General features: G+C 61.7%; 17 protein-coding genes and 1 pseudogene. 8 read left to right on the forward strand and 10 right to left on the reverse strand.

From position 1 onward, the window contains the following. The 6 genes and pseudogenes from WBN73_RS19960 to WBN73_RS19985 form a co-directional block, all read right to left on the reverse strand. Nucleotides 1-185 (reverse strand): annotated as a pseudogene (locus tag WBN73_RS19960) (urocanate hydratase); the annotation flags it as partial. Nucleotides 186-228: 43 nt separating this feature from the next. Beyond that, the gene (locus WBN73_RS19965; RefSeq protein ID WP_280624328.1) at nt 229-1,143 is read right to left on the reverse strand and encodes an ABC transporter substrate-binding protein; all 915 of its coding nucleotides are present in this window, start codon (nt 1,141-1,143) and stop codon (nt 229-231) included. A gap of 96 nt (nt 1,144-1,239) precedes the next feature. Beyond that, nucleotides 1,240-1,992: an ABC transporter permease gene (locus tag WBN73_RS19970; protein WP_017198652.1), complete on the reverse strand. Its 753-nt coding sequence runs from the start codon at nt 1,990-1,992 to the stop codon at nt 1,240-1,242. After that, nucleotides 1,953-2,603, reverse strand: a complete 651-nt coding sequence (locus tag WBN73_RS19975; protein WP_014923069.1) for an ABC transporter permease — start codon at nt 2,601-2,603, stop codon at nt 1,953-1,955. The genes WBN73_RS19970 and WBN73_RS19975 overlap by 40 nt, the downstream gene beginning before the upstream one ends. Next, nucleotides 2,603-3,706, reverse strand: coding sequence for an ATP-binding cassette domain-containing protein (locus tag WBN73_RS19980; protein WP_337341125.1), 1,104 nt, complete (start codon nt 3,704-3,706; stop codon nt 2,603-2,605). The genes WBN73_RS19975 and WBN73_RS19980 overlap by 1 nt, the downstream gene beginning before the upstream one ends. Continuing rightward, nucleotides 3,703-4,434, reverse strand: a complete 732-nt coding sequence (locus WBN73_RS19985) for an IclR family transcriptional regulator (RefSeq protein ID WP_280624339.1) — start codon at nt 4,432-4,434, stop codon at nt 3,703-3,705. Before WBN73_RS19985 ends, WBN73_RS19980 begins: the two co-directional genes overlap by 4 nt. Nucleotides 4,435-4,622: 188 nt before the next feature. On the opposite strand from WBN73_RS19985, the gene WBN73_RS19990 reads away from it, so the two are divergent. The 3 genes from WBN73_RS19990 to WBN73_RS20000 all read left to right on the forward strand — a co-directional run bounded on the left by WBN73_RS19990 (nt 4,623) and on the right by WBN73_RS20000 (nt 8,992). Further along, nucleotides 4,623-5,822 (forward strand): allantoate amidohydrolase, encoded by a 1,200-nt coding sequence (locus WBN73_RS19990; RefSeq protein WP_337341123.1) that lies wholly within the window; start codon nt 4,623-4,625, stop codon nt 5,820-5,822. Beyond that, the gene (locus tag WBN73_RS19995; RefSeq protein ID WP_337341122.1) at nt 5,819-7,189 is read left to right on the forward strand and encodes a formimidoylglutamate deiminase; all 1,371 of its coding nucleotides are present in this window, start codon (nt 5,819-5,821) and stop codon (nt 7,187-7,189) included. Before WBN73_RS19990 ends, WBN73_RS19995 begins: the two co-directional genes overlap by 4 nt. A 333-nt stretch (nt 7,190-7,522) precedes the next feature. Next, nucleotides 7,523-8,992, forward strand: coding sequence for a sugar porter family MFS transporter (locus WBN73_RS20000; protein WP_280624345.1), 1,470 nt, complete (start codon nt 7,523-7,525; stop codon nt 8,990-8,992). A 73-nt stretch (nt 8,993-9,065) separates the two neighbouring features. Here WBN73_RS20000 and WBN73_RS20005 read toward each other — a convergent pair whose 3' ends face one another. From WBN73_RS20005 to WBN73_RS20020, 4 genes are all read right to left on the reverse strand, one after another. Continuing rightward, a complete protein-coding gene (locus tag WBN73_RS20005) occupies nt 9,066-10,304 on the reverse strand; it encodes an MFS transporter (protein WP_337341121.1) in 1,239 nt (412 codons plus the stop codon). A 47-nt stretch (nt 10,305-10,351) separates the two neighbouring features. Beyond that, nucleotides 10,352-10,792: a MarR family winged helix-turn-helix transcriptional regulator gene (locus WBN73_RS20010; RefSeq protein WP_337341120.1), complete on the reverse strand. Its 441-nt coding sequence runs from the start codon at nt 10,790-10,792 to the stop codon at nt 10,352-10,354. A gap of 27 nt (nt 10,793-10,819) precedes the next feature. Further along, complete coding sequence (locus WBN73_RS20015) at nt 10,820-12,277, reverse strand: HNH endonuclease (RefSeq protein WP_337341119.1); 1,458 nt, start codon at nt 12,275-12,277, stop codon at nt 10,820-10,822. 109 nt (nt 12,278-12,386) lie between these two features. Then, entirely contained in the window at nt 12,387-12,857 is a 471-nt protein-coding gene (locus tag WBN73_RS20020; RefSeq protein ID WP_207597671.1) for a GNAT family N-acetyltransferase, read from the reverse strand. 139 nt (nt 12,858-12,996) lie between these two features. Here WBN73_RS20020 and WBN73_RS20025 point away from each other — a divergent pair, with 139 nt between their 5' ends. From WBN73_RS20025 to cycA, 5 genes are all read left to right on the forward strand, one after another. After that, complete coding sequence (locus WBN73_RS20025; RefSeq protein WP_089596554.1) at nt 12,997-13,326, forward strand: PadR family transcriptional regulator; 330 nt, start codon at nt 12,997-12,999, stop codon at nt 13,324-13,326. 1 nt (nt 13,327) lies between these two features. Beyond that, nucleotides 13,328-13,693 carry a DUF1048 domain-containing protein gene (locus WBN73_RS20030; RefSeq protein ID WP_207595314.1) on the forward strand — a complete coding sequence of 122 codons (366 nt, stop codon included), beginning with the start codon at nt 13,328-13,330 and terminating at the stop codon, nt 13,691-13,693. After that, entirely contained in the window at nt 13,690-14,487 is a 798-nt protein-coding gene (locus WBN73_RS20035; protein WP_337341118.1) for an ABC transporter ATP-binding protein, read from the forward strand. Before WBN73_RS20030 ends, WBN73_RS20035 begins: the two co-directional genes overlap by 4 nt. After that, entirely contained in the window at nt 14,484-15,245 is a 762-nt protein-coding gene (locus WBN73_RS20040; RefSeq protein WP_207595316.1) for an ABC transporter permease, read from the forward strand. The genes WBN73_RS20035 and WBN73_RS20040 overlap by 4 nt, the downstream gene beginning before the upstream one ends. A gap of 176 nt (nt 15,246-15,421) precedes the next feature. After that, a complete protein-coding gene (cycA, locus tag WBN73_RS20045) occupies nt 15,422-16,882 on the forward strand; it encodes a D-serine/D-alanine/glycine transporter (protein WP_207595317.1) in 1,461 nt (486 codons plus the stop codon). The last annotated feature ends 99 nt before the right edge of the window (nt 16,883-16,981 follow it).

Raw genomic sequence — 16,981 nt, forward strand, 5'->3', positions numbered from 1 at the left:
CAGGAACGCGCTGCACGGCCCGTGCCACCGTAAACCACCAAATCATCAGGACGCTCAGCGACCTCAGGATCCAGATTATTCATCAACATGCGCAGCGGCGCCTCGGTCTGCCAGGACTTGGCAGTCAACTCCGTACCCCGGGCAGCCTTGACCGGGCGGGCTCCAGTAGTGAAATCGGCAGTCATTCTTTACTCCTCTAAAAGCAACCGGCAAAAGCGAACAGCTGGATTAGCCCAGGTTCTTTGTCTTGAGCCATTCCTTGGCGATTTCGCCGATGTCCTCGAACTTGGCCACACGGCCGTTCATCTTGATGAGATCCTCGGTGGTCAAGGCAGCGGAGACCTTATCCAGCGTTTCCTTGATGGTGTCCGTGGACTTCTTCTCGTTGATGACCGGCACGATGTTTTCAGAGAGGAAGAGGTTCTTGTTGTCTTCAAGCGCCACGAGGTTGTTTTCCGCCAGTGCAGGATCGGTGCTGAAGAGGTCGGCTACCTGTACCTGACCGGAAAGGAGAGCGTTCAGCGTGAGCGGACCACCGGCGTCGAGCGCTGAAAATTCCTTGAACTCCAGGTTGTAGACAGACTTAAGGCCGGCAACGCCGTTGAGGCGGGTCTTCCACTCCGGCGGGCCGCCCAAAACGAGTTCCTTGGCAACGGGCTGGAGGTCTTCGATGGTCTTCAGCTTGTACTGTTCGGCGATTTCCTTCTTAACCGTGAGGACATCCTTGTCCTCCGCTTCGGAAGGAGTCAGTACTGTCAGGCCGGCCGGGATCTTGGTGGCCAGTTCCTTGGCGACATCCTCGGATGAAACGGCCTTGGTGGCGGAGTCGAGGTACTGCAGGAGTGCGCCGCCGTATTCCGGCATGAGGTCGATGGAACCGTCCTTCAGTGCGGGGATGGTCACCTCGCGGCTGCCGATGCTCGGCTTCTCGGTAACCTCGACGCCTTTGGCCTTAAGTGCTTCGGCGTAGATCTTGGCGATCAGCTGGCTTTCCGGGAAGTCCGCGGAACCGACGATAATGCTGTCCCCCGAAGCACCCGCTGCGGCGGTATTTGACGAGCTCATGGGGTCCCCGCCGCCACAGGCGCTCAGGGTGATGGCAGCAACGGCTGCCAGGGTGAATCCGGTGAGGTACTTCTTCATGTCAACTCTCCTGGGATGGGTGCTGCAAGGCATGCAGCGGCCAGATGGGGGTGGGGTGGAGGTGAATCCGCGCGGAACCACGCGCGCGGGTGTTGATTAGACCGTGACGGGGGTCTTCACGGGTTCGGCCACAGCGGCCGACTTAATGGTGCGCCGGGTCAATCCGGGTGAGACAACGCGGCGGGTGATGAAAGCGAGAAGCTGGTCGAAAAACAATGCCAGCAGGGCGACAAGGACCGCCCCGGCCACCATTTGGCCGTAATCGTTCTGGGCCTTGCCGTCGATCAGGAGGCGACCCAGGCCGCCAAGTGAAATGTACGCGGCGATGGTTGCCGTTGAGATGATCTGCAACAGCGCGCTGCGGACACCGGACAAAACCAGCGGAAGGGAACACGGCAACTGGACATCCGTCAGGATTTTCATGGTGCGGAAGCCCATGCCCTTTGCGGCGTCGACGGCGGCAGCATCCACTGCGCGGACGCCGGCATAGGTGTTGGTCAGGATTGGCGGAACTGCCAGCAATACCAGCACGATGAGGCTGGGAAGGACGTAGCCCATGCGGGAAGGGAAGGCGGGCGAAATGAGCAGGACCAACAGGATCAGCAGACCCACACTTGGAAGTGCCCGGAGGGCGTTGGCAAGGCCGGCGATCATGAACACACCCTTGCCGGTCACTCCAATGTAGATACCCAAGGGCACCGCGATGATGGCCGCAATGGCCAAGGCAATAAGCGAGTACAGGAGATGCTCAGCGATCAACGTTGGGATGCCGTCTGCGCCGCTCCAGTGCGCGGGGTCGAACAAGTAGTTCACGATGCCACCACCTTGGGGGTCCACGGTGTCAGCCACCGGTTGATGAGGATGATCAGTCCGTCCAGGATCATGGCCAGGACCACGCACAGCACGATGCCGGCGATGATCGGGGTGTAGAAACGGAGCTGGAAGCCCTGCGTGAAGAGCGAACCAAGCTGCGGAATGCCCAGCAGCGCAGCCACGGAGACGAGACTGACGTTGGAGACGGCGGCGACACGCAATCCTGCGCAAATCACCGGGACACCGACGGGAAGTTCAACCTTCAGGAGGCTTTGATAGCCCCGGTAGCCCATGGCTTTGGCTGCCTGGACGGTGTCTTCAGGAACGGAATCCAAGGCATCGGCGACTACGCGAACCAGCAGTGCCACAGTGTAGATGGTCAGTGCAGCCACAATGTTGAGCGGGTCCAGGATTTTGGTACCCAGGACCAGCGGGAGCAGTACAAACAGCGCAAGGGAAGGAACGGTGTACAGCAGACCGGCGACACCCACCAAGAGTGGGTAGATACGCCGGCTTCGGTGCGCCCACCAGCCAAGGGGCAGCGCGATGAGAAGCCCCAGGATCAGCGGGGTGACGGCCAGCAGGACATGCCAGCCGAGCAGGAAAACGATGTTGTCGAACTGGCGGCCCAGCCATTCGAAGTTCATCAGATCGTCTCCAGGTGGGGCTCGGCCTCGATGGCTTTGACCACGTCTGTTGCAGAAACGGTCCCGACCAGTTCGCCATGCTCGTTGACAACCACGCCGCGGCGGCTCGGGGAGGAAAGGGCGGCATCCAGCAGCTGGCGCATGGTGCCCGATGCTGCTGCCGGGATCCCGCTGAGATTCAGGTTCTCCCGCTTCACCTCACCGTTGAGAAGCTGCGGCTGAGCCCAACCTAGAGGCTTCCGGTCGCCGTCGACTACCAACACCCAAGCACCCAGCGCCTTGGCGCGGGCTTCATCCGCGGAAGCACCGAGCTGAACTACAGCTTCCTCGCCAATGGTCACCGTGCCTGCTGTTTTCGTAAATCCGAGCGATCGGTAGCCACGGTCACGGCCTACGAAGTCGGCCACGAACTCGTCAGCGGGGGCGGTCAGCAGTTCGGAGGGGGACGCCATTTGCGCCAGCTTGCCGCCCACGCGCATGACGGCAACCTGATCCCCGAGCTTGAGGGCCTCGTCGATGTCGTGGGTGACCATGATGATGGTCTTGCCGATCTCGCGCTGCAGGCGAAGGAACTCCTCCTGGAGCTGGGCGCGGACTACAGGGTCAACTGCGCTGAAGGGCTCATCCATCAGCATGAACGCAGGGTCCGAGGCGAGCGCCCGGGCAACACCAACGCGCTGCTGCTGTCCGCCGGAGAGCTGCCAGGGATAACGCTTGGCGAAGCTGGCGGGCAATCCAACGCGCTCCATCAATTCGAGCGCCTTGGTGCGGGCCTTTTGGCGGCTTTCCCCTAGAAGGAGCGGCATGGTGGACACATTGTCAACGATGGTCTTGTGCGGGAAGAGTCCGGCGTGCTGGATGACGTAACCGATCCTGCGGCGGAGCAACGCTGCGTCCATGCCGGAAGTCGGCTGATCATCGAGGTAGATGGTGCCGCTGGTGGGTTCGATGAGGCGGTTGATCATCCTCAGGGAAGTGGTCTTGCCGCATCCGGAAGGACCAACAAGAATGGTCAACTTTCCGGTGGGAGCCTCCAGGTTGAGGCCGTCGACTGCCACCGTACCGTCAGGGTACGCCTTGGTGACATTTTCAAATTTGATCATTTCTTTTCCATGCTTTCCTGGGGCACTTCATGGTTTCCGTCGGGTTCCACGAGGATGTTGTCGGCAACCTTCACCAGTTCCTCGCCAAATGTCTGCGCCTTCGCCTCGTCCAAGCGGTAGCTGGGCACCACGATGCTGAGGGCTGCCACTGTTCGGCCGCCGATCACAATGGGTGCGGCGACGGCCGTGATGTCGTCTTCAACGCCGCTCCGCACAATCGCGTAGCCGCGGCCGTTCTGCCCGCCGGTCAGCACCTTGCCGGCGGCGGAGCCCTCCAGCGGGATGCTCCTGCCAACCCAGCTGGTGTGCCGGACAGAGCGGGTACCTTCTACGATGGCGATGTAGATTCCGGTGTCCCCAGCACCGGGAATGCTCAAGTAGCAGGATTCGCCCGTATCAGCCACAAGCCGCTTCATGTGCGGCGTGCAGAGCGACACCAGGGACTCCTGCCCCAAAGCCAGCGCTCCCAACTGAATGACACTTGCTCCCGGGCGGAAATTGCCCCCGGGATCCCGCGTCACGAATCCGCTGCCTTCGAGGGTTCGGAGGAGGCGGAGCGCGGTACTGGCTGACAGATCAACCACTCGCGCTGCGTCACTCAGGCTGATGGAGCCGTCAGTGCAGACTGCACTGAGGAGGGCCAATGCCCTCTCGACTGTTCGGGTGGAAGAATCCGCTGCCACTGCCTGACCTGCTTTCAAGTGGTCTACATCACCATGTCTTGCCACTTAGTAAAAATCAATTTTCATCAAATGGCAAGAGTTTTTTGAAAAATGAGAGACAGGGCCGGTTACATGACGCCGAATGCCCCGCAGGAGGGCGGGGCATGTTTCCGCGGTGTAAATACTCGCGCGAACCCTTGCCATGGGTTGGCATCTGGTTTTTACTTGGTGGCAGTCTTGAATCGGAGGAAAACGTGGAAACCGTCAATCAACTCTTGTCCTCAATCCAGGATGTGGGCCGCGACGCGGTGCGCGGAGGATACTCAAGGGCCGTCTTCACGACGCCTGAACTGGACCTCAGGCAGTGGTTCGTCGAACAAGCACAACACTGCGGCCTCGACGTCGAGACGGACCGCAACGGGATACTGTGGGCCTGGTGGGGCCAACCCCAAGAGGGCGCACTTGTCACTGGAAGCCACCTCGATTCAGTACCCGGCGGCGGAGCATTCGACGGACCTCTCGGCGTCGCCTCCGCATTGGCCGCCATCGATATCCTCAAATCCCGGGGGCTCCAGCCCCCAAGGTCACTGGCAGTCACCGTTTTTCCTGAAGAAGAAGGATCGCGCTTTGGCGTTGCCTGCCTGGGATCGCGACTCCTCACGGGTGCGATAGACACTGACAAGGCCCTGAACCTGCGGGACGTGAACGGTGACACCTTTGCCGACGTCGCCAGCGCCAACGGCTTGGATCCCCGTCACATGGGCCCGGATCCGGACGCCATGGCGCGCATCGGCGACTTCGTCGAACTCCACGTCGAACAGGGAAAGGGGCTGGGGCAGGATGGCCCCGCCATCGCTGTAGGGAGTTCCATCCTGGGGCACGGTCGCTGGAAAATCAGTGTCAGCGGTCAAGGAAACCATGCCGGCACCACGCTTATGACGGACCGCGCCGACCCGATGGTCGCGGCCGCGCAGATCGTTCTCGCCATTCGCGAAACGGCAGCCAGGCAGCCGGACGCCCGAGCCACCGTAGGCCGCTTGACGCCGGTTCCGGGCGGAACCAACGTCATTGCTTCGCGCGTGGATCTTTGGCTGGACGCCCGTCATCCCGACGACGCCGTGACTGCTCAACTCATCGAGGGAATCTACCATGCAGCCCAGGATGTCGCAGCCGCGGAAGGTTGCACCGTAACGCTGACGGAAGAGTCGTACAGCGACACTGTGCACTTTGATGCCGGCCTAAGCCGTCGCATCACCGAGTTACTGCCAGGCGCACCCGTCCTGGCAACCGGCGCGGGGCATGACGCAGGTGTGCTGGCCGGCTACGTTCCCTCCGCCATGGTTTTTGTCCGCAATCCCAGCGGCATTTCGCATTCACCGGAGGAATACGTGGCCGATGAGGACGCCTCAGCCGGCGCCGTCGCGCTCGCTGATGTTTTGGAGGGACTCCTGTGAACGCCTTCTGGTGCGAGACCGCCATCACCACAAGCGACGACGGCAACAGCGACGGCGGCCGTAGACTTCCAGAGGTTGCCACCGGCGTACGTGTCGAAACCAGCAATGGCCGCATCTCTGCCATCCACACCGGCGTTGAGCCCCTGCCCGGTGACACAACTCTGGCGGGCGTCGCCTTTCCCGCAGCAGCCAATGCGCATTCCCACGCCTTCCACAGGATCCTTCGTGGAAGAACCCATGATGGACATGGAGATTTCTGGGTGTGGCGGGAGCAAATGTACCGGAGCGCGTCCGAGCTGACTCCGGAGAAGTACCAGAAGCTTGCCACAGCCGTCTTCGCCGAAATGGTGGTCAGCGGATTCAGCAGCGTGGCCGAATTCCACTACGTTCATCACCAACCCGGAGGCACGCCCTATGCGGAGCCTCATGCCATGGAGCTGGCCCTTGCCCGGGCGGCCGTGTCTGCCGGGATCCGCCTCACCCTTCTGGACACGCTGTATCTGACGGGCGGAATTGGCACCCCCCTGAGTCCCGACCAAGCCAGGTTCGGGGACGCGGATGCACAGGCCTGGCTGGACCGGCTGGCATCCCTTCGGACTGCGATGGCAGAGGAGTTTCCGCCCGACGTGGTGGGCGTCGGCGCTGCCCTGCATTCCGTCCGGGCGGTGCCGGAAGAGGCCTTGAGGATCGTTGCCAAGCATCTGCCCAGGGACATTCCGCTTCACATCCACCTGAGCGAACAACCCGCTGAAAATGACGCATGCATGGCGGCCTATGGCACCACTCCGACCGGACTCTTGGAACGCCACGGCCTCTTGTCCTCCAGACTTTCAGCTGTCCATTCCACGCACTTGACTCAGGAAGACATAACTTTGCTCGGCGGAGCATCCACCACCGTGGTGATGTGTCCGAGCACGGAAGCCGATCTCGCAGATGGGATCGGCCCTGCCCGGGAACTCTGCGACGCCGGAGCCACGATCGCACTGGGCACTGATCAGCATGCAGTGATCGACCCCTGGATTGAAATGCGCACCTTGGAACATGGGGAACGGCTGGGCAGCGGGCAGCGCGGAAGGTTTTCGCCCGGGGAACTGCTGGGCGCGGCCACTGAAGGAGCCACTCGTTCCATGGCCACCCCCGTAGCCCCGCAGGCCCTTCAAGTGGGTGGGGTCTGCGACATCATGGTCATCAACCCCGCCTCCACCCGGACCGCGGGATCCCGGCCCATGCAACTGGCTTTCAGTGCGACGGCGAGTGATGTCACGCAGGTAGTCATCGGTGGCGAACTGATCGCCTCGACCGGGGTGCACGCACGCCTTGGGGCTCCAGGGGCCCTCCTGACTGAAGCACTTAAGGAGTTCTCCTAACGCCGCCGGTACATCCGGAAGGTGGCGACGGCGGGGCGTCATTTAGCCCCATAAGGGGACGGCCCGTCGTCGCGCATTGCGTTCAAGTAGTTCCGCCAATAGCGCCCTTTTTCGGACCAAAGGGCACTCGGAGGAGCCGCCCAGCAAACACACAGCCACCAAACAGGCGCACATACGTTAATAACCTGAATGCATGTCACGTCGGTCACTTGACTGGAACTGGAGCGATATGACGTGCCACACTGTGTAGCGCGAGTGCACCGGCGTCCCCGTCGGAACAGCCGACGACGTCCCGCACCTCGCTCCCACAAAACCATTCCCCAAGGGAGACCCATGTCCAGTTCCAGCACCGAAGGCGCGCCCCCCGTTTCGCGGAAAGTGATCGGCCTGGCCGTCGCCGGCGCGGTGGGCGGTTTCCTCTTCGGCTTCGATTCCTCCGTGGTCAACGGCGCCGTGGACGCGATGGCGGACGAGTTCGTCATGAGCGAGGCACTAACCGGCTTCGCCGTTGCTGTTGCATTGCTGGGGTGCGCCGCCGGCGCCTATTTTGCCGGCAAGATCGCCGACCGCTACGGACGCATCCCGGCCATGAAGATCGGCGCCCTGCTCTTCCTGGTGAGCGCCGTCGGCACGGGCCTCGCCTTCAGCGTATGGGACCTGATTTTCTGGCGGCTCGTCGGCGGTCTGGGCATCGGCCTTGCCTCGGTCATTGCTCCCGCCTACATCTCCGAGATTTCGCCCCGCCACGTGCGCGGGCGTCTGGCTTCGCTCCAGCAGCTCGCCATCACCACAGGCATCTTCGCTGCGCTGCTCTCTGACGCAGTTCTTGCCAACTCGGCAGGCGGCGCCGGCGGCACACTGTGGCTTGGTATCGAGGCGTGGCGTTGGATGTTTATCGCCTGTGCCCTTCCGGCGGCCGTCTACGGCTGGATCGCTTACCGTTTGCCCGAGTCCCCTCACTTCCTGGTGCTCAACGGCAAGGAAGACCAGGCCCGTACCATCTTCAACAAGCTGATCCCCGGCGACGACATCGAGCGGCACATCCGCGAGATCCGCGAATCCATCCAGCAGGAAAAGCTGTCCACCAAGAAGGGCTCCCTGCGCGGCAACAGGTTCGGCCTGCTGCCAGTCGTGTGGATCGGCATCATCCTGTCCGTGCTGCAGCAGTTCGTCGGCATCAACGTCATCTTCTACTACTCCACTACGCTGTGGAAGGCTGTCGGGTTCCAGGAAAAGGACTCCCTCACGATCTCCGTCGCCACATCCGTGACCAACATCCTGGTGACCCTCGTGGCTATCGCTTTGGTGGACCGCATTGGACGACGACCTATCCTGCTCACCGGCTCCATCGGCATGGCTGCTTCCTTGGGCGTGATGGCGCTGGCCTTCTCTTCGGCAACCGGTTCCGGCTCGGAGATTACTCTTCCCGGCGCTTGGGGCCCTGTTGCCCTGGTTGCCGCCAACGTGTTCGTGATCAGCTTCGGCGCCTCGTGGGGTCCGCTCGTGTGGGTGCTGTTGGGTGAGATCTTCCCATCCCGCATCCGCGCCCGCGCCCTCGGCCTTGCTGCCGCCGCTCAGTGGATCGCGAACTTCGCCATTACGCTCAGCTTCCCCATCATGGCAGCAGGTTCACTCCCCCTGACGTACGCCATGTACGCTGCGTTCGCTGCGGCGTCGTTCTTCTTTGTAATGTTCAAGGTTCCTGAGACGAACGGCATGTCGCTGGAGCAGGCCGAAACGTTGTTCGTTCCCAAAGGCGCGCCAGTGGCGCCGTTGCCTGTCGCTTCCGACGAACCCAAATAGACGCACAAAAGGCCCGGCGGATTGATTCCGCCGGGCCTTTCCGTGCCTGGGATTTTCGTTGAGGCGCAGGCCACTACACGAGGTGCGGCTCGTGCGATGTCAGGTACCCGCGACCACTGACGGAGATGACGATCGCGATCACCATGGCCAGCGCGCCGGCAAAGAACGGAACCTGCGGTCCGAAGTGCTCACCGAGCTGCGCAGCCGCGAAGGGAGCCAGTGCACCGCCCATCCAGCGCACAAAGTTGTAGCCCGCGGAAGCAACCGGACGTGGCGAATCAGAAACGCCCATGGCCAGTTCCGTGTAAACCGTATTGTTGATGCCCAGCAGGGCACCCGCCACGATGACAAGCACGACGACGGTTGTCACCGACTGCCCCGCAGCAAGTCCCAGCCCGATCAGGTCAAGCATGAGGACAGCCAGCGTGCCGGTCAGGACCTTCACGGCGCCAAAGCGCTTCTGCAGAACGGGAGCAACGAATACCGAGAATACGGCGACTGCGACACCCCATCCGAAGAACACTCCCCCAATTCCGTAAGCGTCCATGCCCAGGATGAAGGGTGTGAAGGCAAGAATGGTGAAGAACCCGTAGTTGTAGAAGAGCGCACTGGCTGCTGTGGTGCGGAGTCCTTTGTGGCCCAATGCCAGGAGCGGGTCACGCAAGCGGGACTTCTTTGCCGGGGCGGGCGTCTTTGGCAGGAGGGCCAGAAGTGCCACGAAGGCTGCCGCCATGAGGACCGCAGTACCAAAGAACGGGGCGCGCCACTGCCACCCGCCCAGGAGTGCGCCCAACAGTGGGCCGAGCGAGATACCCAGGCCCAGGGCTGCTTCGTAAAGGATGATGGCCGTACCGGTTCCACCACTGGCCACACCGACGATCACGGCAAGGGCTGTCGCAACGAACAGGGCATTACCGAGACCCCAGCCGGCACGGAACCCGACCAATTGTTCAACGCTGCCGGAAAAGCCGGACAACGATGCGAACACCACGATGATAGCCAGGCCGATCAGCAGCGTTTTCTTGCCACCGATCCTTGACGACACGAAACCACTGATCAACATGGCGATGGCCGTCACCAGGAAGTAGCTGGTGAACAGCAGCGACACTTCACTGGTGGACGCCTCAAGGTTTTTGGCAATTGCCGGCAGGATGGGGTCCACCAAGCCGATGCCCATAAAGGCAAAAACGGCGGCGAGCGCGGTGGCCCACACGGCCTTTGGCTGCTTGAGGAAGGAGGCTTTTTCAGCCTCCAGCGTGGTTTCGAGGGTTGTTTCGGCGCTTGCTGAAGCGTCAGCCAACTGGCGTGACATTCAATGGCTCCTTGTCGGTGCTGGTTTTCTGGTGATGCTGGATCTTCTTAGTTCTGGAACGAGCTGTTGAGCTTGGCGATCACGGGCAATGCCGAGGCGAGACGCTCGATTTCCTCACTGCTGAGGTCCTGAAGCAGTTCGGCCACCATGGCGTTGCGCCGCTGATTGGCAGACTCGACGGCGGACGCCCCGGCTTCGGTGATGACCACCTGGACTGCTCGCGAATCGTCCGGATCCTGCTGGCGGGTGACCAGGCCGGTTCGCTCAAGCTTGATGATTTGCTCGGTGGCGCTGGGGACCTTGATGCCCAGGTTCTTGGCGACGTCGCCCACTCGGAGGCCACCGTCGGAGATCATGGACAGCAGGCTGAGCTGCGCGGCGGTAAGGTCGCCTTCAGGATCGAGGCGGCGGAACATGTAGACGCCGAGTCGTAGTGACTCGCGAAATTCCTGTGCGAGATCAAGTAACCGGGAATCAAAAGAACTCATATTTAGGTATCCTAATAGTTAGGTAACCTAAGAGTCAATATAGTGGTCTGCTTGAGCCAAATTCTCCCGCCCAGCCCCGGATTCGAGGTCCGGCAACTTCACTGATCGGCTGTGCCCTGGGAGGGGCGGCGCTGTTGATCGGTAGCTATGGCCTGTTGGCGTGCTGATTTCCAACGTGTGGACGTCGCCAGGCAACTGCTGCGCCGCCCAGCCAGGGTTTTCCTTGGTGTGGTTGCAGGCTTCGCAGAGTCCCGCACTGTTGGTCACGGTGGTAGTGCCACCGGATTGCCAAGGGACGATGTGATCGATATGCCTAATGGGCGCGTCGCAGTAGGGCGTGCGGCAGGTATCGTCCCGGACTTCGATGAAACGCCTCAACCTAGGGGGAAAGAGCCGCGCCTTGGAGTCCATGGTGATGAGCTCCCCTGTGGACGGCACCGTGTAGAGGCGGCGAAGCCAGACAGTGAACTCCGGATCCTTCGTTGGCGGCGGACTATCGCCCGTTGCAGACGGCCACCCCCCACGGGACTCGTCCGACGCGGCTGTTCCGGCGCCAACCAAGGCTCTCGCCCATGCCGCCGGGACGATTCCGTAGCCCTTGAGACGGGCTGGCTCACTGTCCCCCTGCAAAAGCGTGCGGTCCGTCATGATGATCTCGAGGTCGACTCCACTGATTCCGCCGCGCCTGCCGGTAATGCGTTCGACGAGGGTATCTGCCATGACTTGGCCTCTGTTCCGTGATTCACCAGCGGAACGCACAGAATCTGCCTTCCGGGTGAGCGCAGCATAGACGGCAACCCCATGGGCGACCGGAAGCAGGGCGGTCAAATACGTCATGGCATCCGGCGCGGGGCGCAGGCTGACGTTCCGCTCCGTGGCAGCCTGGCTGGCGCGCTGGGCAACAGTTCGGGGATCGCGCCGATAAGCGGCGGCTTTCGCTGCGGCGATGAGGGTTTTGTCGCCGACACCGTCGAAGGTGCCTGCGTCAGGTGCGAGTTCCTCGTCCACGGCGCGCCGATCTTCCAAGGAGAGGCAGGCCGTCTCTTTCACGAGCAAAGTGGCGCGCCATTCATTGAGCTGTCCGGATTCCAACGCAGCCATGGTGCGCGGCATCTCCGTCACCAACGCTTTCGCCAACCCAAGGAGACGTGAGCCCCGGCTTGGTGATTCGCGACGCGCCAACGCTACCTGCGCCCCTACGCCCTGCCCTTGCTCGGAGATGGGAATGCCGGCCGACGCTTGCTCGCGGCGCTGCGCGAGGTCGAAGGCTACGGCCGCCCTGGCCTGGACACTTGCGATAGCGGACTTCATATCCTCCAAACCACGCAGTTGGTCAATCAGCTCACCGCTGCTCGACCCGAGGCAAAGAGCCTTCAGCAGCCCCGTGAGGGCAGAGACACTGGGCACGGAGCCGTCAGAGCGAAACCCCAACAGCAGGGCATGTGCGTCCGAATCAATCGCTGGCCGCTCCCGAATCTTCTCCATGGCCCAACTCTTCCAGCGGGCTACGGGCGCCATAAGGCCGAAATCTCCCTATGTGGAAAACAAACGCATCCCGGGTCCAGCAAACTACCGCAGGCGCGCGCGTCTCCCCTCAGAGCGTCAGCTTCATGCCCTCATGGCTGGCTACAAAGCCGAGCCGCTCGTAGAAACGGTGCGCTGCCGTACGGGATTTGTCGGTGGTGAGCTGCACCAGGGAGCAACCCCGCTCCCGGGCCTGCTCAAGTGCCCACTCGATCATCAGCGCCCCCACACCTTGGCCACGCAGCACGTCGGACACCCGAACCGCCTCGATCTGGGCACGCCAGGAACCCTTACGGGACAAGCCGGGCAGGTAGCTGAGCTGGAACGTGGCCACCACTTCGCCCGCGAGCTCGCCCACCACCAGGAGGTGGGCCGGGTCGGCGTCGATCGCGTCAAAAGCCTTCTGGTAGGGCACTAAATCGGCGGCATCTTCGCGGGTGGCACCCAGCTGATCATCTGCGAGCAGCGCGAGGATCCGCGGCAGGTCGGCTTTGGTGGCGCGTCGAAGGCTGAAGGTACCAAGCCCGACGTCGGCGGTCATCAACGTGGGCGAGGTACCAGATTCTGCAGTCACCACCCCAGCATGCCATTTAGACCAGAACTCAGTATTGCTAAGTACCGGTACTTAGTTCTACTATGTAGTGGTAGCTAGTAATACTGAGTACTGAAGGAGGTGTCCAATGGGCAAGCAGATGACGGAGATGCTCAAAGGCACACTGGAGGGCATTGTGCTGGCCCTCCTGACCGGAAAGGCAGCGTATGGATACGAGATCACCACGTTGCTCCGGGAGCAGGGCTTCACCGAGATTGCTGAGGGCACCGTTTACGCGCTGCTGGTCAGGATCGAACAAAAGGGGTTGGTGGACGTTGAAAAGCGGCCTTCCGAAAAAGGACCACCCCGCAAGGTGTACACGCTCAACCCCCAGGGCCAAAAAGAACTGAATGAATTCTGGAACACCTGGAGCTTCTTGTCCGAACGGCTTGAACAGCTCCGCAAGGAAGGAAATTAACATGGCAGCAAAATGGATCGAACTGGTCACTGGATCACTCGAACAGAAGAAGCAGTACAAGCAAGCCAAGGCGCGGTTGGATTCCTTGCCCGAGCCCTACCTGACCGTGGCCGCCGCCTTCAACCGGTACTTGATGTACTACGGCGGCGTCACCGAGGGCGACACCATGGTTCAGATGTTCACGGACCTCGCAGACCTTTGGGAACGCGCCGCAATCGACGGCACGCCCGTCAGCGAAATCGTGGGCGAAGACCCCATCGAATTCGCTGAAAGCTTTGCCCAGGCCTACGGCGGAAAGCGCTGGATCGACAAGGAACGCGATCGCCTTAACAAGGCCATCAACACAGCGAAGGAGGCGGAATCATGACCGCTGCAGCAATCAGGGTGGAGGGCATTGAGAAGTCCTACAAGGATCTCCACGTCCTGCGTGGCGTTGACTTCGAGGTGGCGTCGGGCAGCATTTTTGCCCTTCTCGGCTCGAATGGCGCCGGCAAGACCACCATGGTGAAGATCCTCTCCACGCTGCTCACAGCGGATGGCGGGCATGCCGCCGTCGAGGGCTTTGATGTTGCCACCGAGTCGCTCCAGGTGAGGCAGTCCATCAGTCTGACCGGACAGTTCGCCGCAGTGGATGAGGTCCTGTCCGGGAAGGAGAACCTGATCCTGGTGGCGAAGCTGCGCCATCTCAAGGACCCGGCACAGATCGCGGACGAGCTGTTGGCCCGGTTCAGCCTCACCGACGCCGGGGCACGCAAGGTAGCAACCTACTCAGGCGGCATGCGTCGCCGGCTGGACATCGCCATGAGCCTGATCGGCAACCCCAAGGTGATCTTCCTGGACGAGCCGACCACGGGCCTCGATCCGGAGGCGCGGCTTGAGGTGTGGCAGATCGTCAAGAACCTCGCCCATCAGGGGACCACGGTCCTGCTGACGACGCAGTACCTCGATGAGGCCGAGCAACTGGCAGACCGGATCGCCATCCTTCATGAGGGCCGCATCATCGCCAACGGCACGCTGGCCGAGCTGAAGCAACTCCTGCCGCCGGCCAAGATCGAATACGTCGAGAAACAACCGAGCCTGGAGGACATTTTCCTGACCTTGGTTGGCACCGGCACCGGCTCCCAAAAGGCTGGTAACGAGTCAGTAAAGGACAAGTCATGAATACCCATTTCTTCGCAGACACGTCCGTGCTGCTGGGCCGTTCCATGCGGCACATCTTCCGCAGCGTGGACACCATCATCACCACGGCCATCACACCGATCGCGCTCATGCTGCTGTTCGTCTACGTTTTCGGCGGCGCCATCAAGACCGGCACTGAAAACTACGTGAACTACCTACTGCCCGGCATCATGCTGATCGCCATCGCTTCGGGCATCGCCTACACGGCAGTCCGGTTGTTCACGGATATGCAGAGTGGCATCTTTGAGCGGTTCCAGTCCATGCCGATTGCACGCTCCTCGGTTCTGTGGGCACATGTGCTGACGTCCTTGGTAGCCAACGGACTTTCGCTGGTGATCATTGTGCTGGTGGCGCTCCTCATGGGGTTCCGGACGTCAGCCAACATATTTGATTGGCTGGCCATCGCGGGAATTCTGGCGTTGTTCACCCTGGCCCTGACATGGATTGCCATTATCGCGGGGCTTTCGGCAAAGTCCGTGGATGGCGCCGGCGGGTTCTCCTACCCGCTGATCTTCCTGCCATTCATCAGCTCGGCCTTCGTCCCGACGGAGACCATGCCGGGCCCGGTCCGCTGGTTCGCAGAGAACCAACCGGTCACCTCCATTGTGAACACCATCCAGGATCTCTTCGCGCAGCGTCCGGTGGGCGGCGACATCTGGGTAGCCCTCGCATGGTGCTTGGGGATCCTGGTTGTCTCCTACGCCTTTGCCACTGCCGCCTACAAGCGCCAGATCGCCTAGTCACCGCAGCATAAGGACCAGCGCCCAACAAAGGCCCAAGCTCCCCCTTCATCAGGGCGGGAGCTTTCGCCATTCAGACCGATTCGCCATTCGTCAGGCATTAGCTATAGCTTTATCGAACAGATTTGTAACGGCCGTCACTATTATGGCGGATCCTTCGAAGGGTTCTTGAACTAATGTCCGACCAGACAACACAGGGGCAGCTCCGCGCCTCCAGCAGGGACAGCGAGCCCCACCTGTCACGCTCGCTCAGCAACCGCCACATCCAACTCCTGGCCATCGGCGGCGCCATCGGAACCGGCCTCTTCATGGGCTCCGGCAAAACCATTTCCGTCGCCGGGCCCTCTGTGATCTTCGTGTACATGATCATCGGCTTCATGCTCTTCTTCGTCATGCGGGCCATGGGACAGTTGCTGCTTTCCAACCTGAACTACAAGTCCTTCAGCGACTTCGCAGGCGACCTCCTTGGCCCCTGGGCCGGCTTCTTCACGGGCTGGACCTACTGGTTCTGCTGGGTAGTCACCGGCGTGGCAGACGTCATCGCGATCGCGGGCTACGCCAACGAACTCTGGCCGGGAATCCAACTCTGGATCCCGGGCATCGCCACCATCATCATCCTGCTCCTCCTGAACCTGCCCACCGTTAAGGCGTTCGGCGAGACCGAATTCTGGTTCGCCCTCATCAAGATCATCGCCATCGTGGCGCTGATCGTTGTGGGCCTGGTGATGATCTTCACTGGTTTCCAGTCCAACGCAGGCACGGCCAGCTTCACCAACCTGTGGAGTCATGGCGGATTCTTCCCCAAGGAATTCATGGGCTTCGTGGCCGGCTTCCAGATTGCCGTGTTCGCGTTCGTGGGCATCGAGCTTGTTGGCACCGCAGCAGCCGAAACCAAGAACCCGGAGCACAACCTGCCCCGCGCCATCAACGCCATCCCCTTGCGCGTGATGCTCTTCTACGTAGGCGCACTCATCATCCTCATGTCCGTCACGCCGTGGACCGAATTCAAGGCAGGCCAGAGCCCGTTCATTGCCATGTTCTCCTTGGCCGGTTTGGGCATGGCAGCCACCGTGGTGAACCTCGTAGTGCTCACCTCGGCCATGTCATCGGCCAACTCGGGCATCTACTCGACGTCCCGCATGGTCTACGGCCTGGCCAACGACGGCGACGCACCCAAGCTCTTCGGCCGCTTGTCCACCCGCAAAGTACCCCAGAACGCACTGTTCCTCTCCTGCGTCCTGCTGCTGGCCGGCGTCGCGCTTCTCTACGCGGGCAAGGACGTTGGCGTGGCGTTCGACATGGTGACCACCGTATCCGCCGTCTGCTTCATGTTCGTCTGGTCCATCATCCTGGCCAGCTACCTCGTGTACCGCAAGCGCCGGCCCGGGCAGCACGCGGCCTCGCCGTTCAAGATGCCCGGCGGCATCCCGATGGTGTGGGTTGTCTTCGCGTTCTTCGCGTTCCTCGTCTGGGCGCTCACCACGCAGCCGGACACGCTCACCGCGCTTATGGTGACGCCCATCTGGTTCGCGATCCTCGGTATCGCCTACGCCGTGGTCCGCAAGTCCCCGCTCCACCAGGCCCGCGTGGCCGAATGGAAGGCCATGTCAGAGGCCGAAACCGCGGAAGCGCGCTAACGCTTCAAAAGTAAAGCCCGACGTCGGCACCCACCCTGGGTGCCGACGTCGGGCTTTCTTGATGCAAGCGAGAGAGCGTCCGGCCCCACCACGCGAAAG

Origin of the sequence: Paenarthrobacter sp. CCNWLY172, from assembly GCF_037402035.1 — a bacterium.
Taxonomy (GTDB): Bacteria; Actinomycetota; Actinomycetes; order Actinomycetales; family Micrococcaceae; genus Arthrobacter.